The organism is Rhizobium sp. P1_E1, from assembly GCF_056406015.1.
Map to the genome: position 1 here is coordinate 1 of NZ_JBFUAY010000444.1, position 1,945 is coordinate 1,945.

Genomic DNA, 1,945 nt, shown 5'->3' on the forward strand with positions numbered 1-1,945 from the left:
CCCCCCCTATCTGCTGGTCTTTGCCACCTTCTGGGTCTGGCCGATCATTAATTCGTTCCTGATTTCGTTTCAGAACACGCGAATCAATCCGTGGAAATTCAGTTTCCAGGCCAATTGGGGCCGGCTCTTCTATGACCCGGCCTTTTACAATGCTCTTTACAATACGCTGATCATCCTGCTGATTCAGGTACCGGTGATGATCGCACTCGCGACGGTCATGGCGGTAATGCTCAATTCGCCGCTGCTGAAAGCGCGGCCGCTCTTCCGCTTTGCCTTCTTTGCGCCTGTCGTCGTCGGCGAGGTCGCCTATGCTGCCGTCTTCCGGCTGATGTTCAGCCTCGATTTCGGTATCATCAACAAGCTGATTTCAGCCGTCGGTCTGAGCCCGGTCTCCTGGTTCGACAATGCGAATGCCGCCATGGCGCTGATCATTCTCGCCGTCACATGGCGCTGGGCTGGCTACAACGCCATCATCATCCTCGCCGGTCTGCAGTCGATTCCCGACGATGTCTACGAGGCGGCGACACTCGACCGGGTGAGCAAGGTACAGCAATTCTTTCATATCACCCTGCCGCTTCTGAAACCGATCATCCTCTTCTGCGTGGTTCTTTCGGTGATCGGCACCATGCAGCTCTTCACCGAGCCCTTCCTGATCACCAATCGTGGCGGTCCCGGCGGCGGCACCGAGACGCTCGGCCTGCTACTTTATCGCCAAGGCTTCACCTCGCTGAACTTCGGCTATGCCTCGGCGATCGCCTATACGATGGCTGCCCTTGCCGTGGCGATCTCGCTTCTCAATCTCTGGGTCGGGAGGGATCCGAAATGAGATCCAAATCGCAATCCCTTCTGCTGCGTCAGATCGCGCTGCATGCCGCACTGGCGCCGCTTGCGATAATCTGGCTGTTTCCGCTCTGGATGATGTTCGTCTTCTCAACGATGCCCGACAACGGCATCTTCAGCCCTGACATCGTGCTCTGGCCATCGACCAACTTCGTCGAGAATTTCAAGAACCTGCAGGCCGATACCGATTTCATCGGCGCCATGGTGATCTCCGTCGGCGTCGCGCTCATCTATACGGTCCTGTCGGTCCTGCTGACCTCGATGGCGGGCTGGGCGCTGGCGCGGTACCGTTTCGTCGGCCGCTCCATCGTCATCGCCATCATCCTCGGTACGATCACGCTGCCGTTTTCGGTGGTGGTGATCCCGCAATTCATCATGGTGGCACGCGAATTCAAGCTGGCAAACACCTGGGTGGCGCTGATCGTGCCGCCGCTCTTCAATTCGCTCGGGGTGCTGTTCATGCGGCAATCCTTCTCGATGATGCCAGGCGAGCTCTTTGATGCGGCCAGGGTCGAGGGCGTCAAGGAATGGCAGATCTTCCTGCGCATCGCCCTGCCGCTGGCGCGTCCGACCATGGCGGCACTGGCGATCATCCTGTTCCTCGCCTCGTGGAACAACTATCTCTGGCCGCTGCTGATCAATTCCAAACCGGGAATGATGACGGCGCCGGTGGCACTCGGAACGCTGATCGGCCTCACCAAGGTGTCATGGGGCGGCATCATGGCCGGCGCGGTGCTGTTGACGGCGCCGATCCTTGTCGTCTTCGTGGCTCTCCAGCGCCATTTCATCGCCGGCATCGCGGCCGGCGCAATCAAATAATCGAACAATAGGGAGGCCGCATGGCAGAGCTTTCACTCAGCAACATCGTCAAGCGCTTCGGCGGCTTTGAGATCATCCACGGCGCCAATCTGGAGGTGAAGGACGGCGAATTCGTCGTCTTCGTCGGCCCCTCCGGCTGCGGCAAGTCCACGCTGCTCAGGATGATCGCCGGCCTCGAGGACATTACATCAGGCGAGCTTCAGATCGGCGGCAGGGTGGTCAACGACGTCGAGCCGGCTGATCGCGGCATCGCCATGGTCTTCCAGTCCTATGCGCTCTATCCGCA

3 protein-coding genes are annotated in these 1,945 nt (G+C 59.3%); all 3 read left to right on the forward strand.

Annotated elements, in window-relative coordinates; translation table 11 throughout:
- Positions 1-826, forward strand: an 826-nt coding sequence (locus AC1D1Z_RS36875; protein ID WP_477853754.1) for a carbohydrate ABC transporter permease, incomplete at its 5' end; no start/stop codon positions are given.
- Positions 823-1,659, forward strand: coding sequence for a carbohydrate ABC transporter permease (locus tag AC1D1Z_RS36880; RefSeq protein ID WP_018247017.1), 837 nt, complete (start codon positions 823-825; stop codon positions 1,657-1,659). The genes AC1D1Z_RS36875 and AC1D1Z_RS36880, both read left to right, overlap by 4 nt.
- A gap of 20 nt (positions 1,660-1,679) precedes the next feature.
- On the forward strand, positions 1,680-1,945 hold a 266-nt coding region (locus AC1D1Z_RS36885), incomplete at its 3' end, for an ATP-binding cassette domain-containing protein (protein ID WP_477853757.1).

What these genes read in the sequence shown, in the direction of transcription:
- AC1D1Z_RS36880 (WP_018247017.1), top strand. Translation starts at nt 823, where the DNA reads ATGAGATCCAAATCGCAATCCCTTCTGCTGCGTCAGATCGCGCTGCAT.